This window comes from Mesorhizobium sp. M7A.F.Ca.CA.001.10.2.1, from assembly GCF_003998575.1.
GTDB lineage: Bacteria > Pseudomonadota > Alphaproteobacteria > Rhizobiales > Rhizobiaceae > Mesorhizobium.
In genome coordinates this window covers 1-1,669 of the sequence record NZ_RZQY01000951.1, presented here as the reverse complement: position 1 = coordinate 1,669, position 1,669 = coordinate 1, and the positions used below count along the sequence as shown (strand labels likewise).

Sequence of the window (1,669 nt, the reverse complement as noted above, 5' to 3'; positions counted from 1 at the left end):
CGCATGCGGCTCCATGGCGCAGGGCCGCATCGCCGGCCTGTTCGGCATCGCGCCGGAAAACGTCCACATCCGCAGCCCGTTCCTGGGTGGCGGCTTCGGTTCGAAAGGCATGATCTCCGGGCCGCAGGTGCTCGGCATCCTGGCGGCGCGCCTCGTTGGCCGTCCGGTCAAGCTGGTGCTGCGGCGTGAGCAGATGTACGGCCCGGTCGGCCACCGTGCGCCGACGCGCCAGACGCTGCGCATGGGCATGGATGGCGAAGGGCGGCTGACGGCACTCGACCATCACGCCAAGACTGCGTCGAGCACGTTCGACGATTTCTTCGAACCGGCGGCGGATGCCTCGCACACGCTCTATGCCAGCCCGGCCATCGCCACCTCGCACGATGCGGTGCGGTTGGACACCGGCACCCCGCTGTTCATGCGGGCGCCCGGCGAAGCGACCGGCTCGATCGCACTCGAAAGCGCCATCGATGAGGCGGCACACGCCTGCGGCATGGACCCGCTGGAGTTCCGGCTGCGGAACTATGCCGAGGTCGAGCCCATGACCGGCAAGCCGTTTTCTTCCAAGGCGCTGCGCGAGTGCTACAGGCAAGCGGCCGAGACGTTCGGCTGGGCGAGCCGCCTGCTTCAGCCGCGGCTGATGCGCGACGCGGACGGTTTCCTGACCGGCTGGGGCATCGGCACGGCGACGTTTCCGGCCCTGATGTTCCAGGCCGAGGCCCGCGCCGTGCTGAGAAGCGATGGCAGCGGCCTGATGGAGACCGGCGCGCAGGACATGGGGCAAGGCGCCTGGACCGCCTTCGCCCAGATCGCCGCCGACGGACTGGGACTGGATATCGACCAGGTCGATTTCAGGGCCGGCAGTTCCGATCTGCCCAATGCAGGCATTGCCGGCGGCTCCGGCCACACGGCGACGGCCGGCATGGCGATCCACAATGCGGGTGCCGCCGTCATCGCCAGGCTCGCCGATCTCGCCACCGGTGACGAGCACTCACCGCTCTACGGCGCCGGCAATGAAGGCGTGCTGGCGCGCGGCGGTCGCCTCTATCGGCGCGACGATGAAAGCCGCGGTGAAAGCTATGCCGAAATCCTCACGCGCGCGGGCCTCACCGAGATCGAGGGCCATGGCAAGGGCGCTGCGGACCCGGCATCCCAGGAAACCTATGCCAAGCACGCGCATGGCGCCGTGTTCGCCGAGGTGAAGGTCGATCCGGATTTCGGCCAGATCCGTGTCACAAGGCTGGTCGGCGCGTTCGCCGCCGGGCGGGTCATCAATCCCAGGCTGGTGCGCAGCCAGTATTATGGCGGCATGATCTGGGGCGTCTCGTTCGCGCTGCATGAGGAAGCCATCACCGACCGGCGCTCTGGCCGGATCCAGAATGCCAACCTCGCCGAATATCATGTCCCGGTGAATGCCGACGTTCCGTCGGTCGAGGCGCTGCTGGTCCACGAGGACGACCCTCACGTCAACGCACTCGGCATCAAGGGGGTCGGCGAAATCGGCATCACCGGCACGGCCGGCGCCGTCGCCAATGCGGTCTGGCATGCGACCGGCGTGCGGCCGCGGCGCTTTCCGATCCGCATCGAAGACCTGCTGGGGTGAGGTGAGATCCGCCTAGCGGACGGGAAGCCAATTGCTCGGCTTCCCGTCCGCTAGGCGGATCTCACC

General features: G+C 68.2%; 1 protein-coding gene. It reads left to right on the top strand.

Annotated features, from left to right (window positions below; all coding sequences use genetic code 11):
• Positions 1-1,603, top strand: a 1,603-nt coding sequence (locus EN964_RS33835; protein WP_164776320.1) for a xanthine dehydrogenase family protein molybdopterin-binding subunit, incomplete at its 5' end; no start/stop codon positions are given.
• Positions 1,604-1,669: the final 66 nt, after the last annotated feature.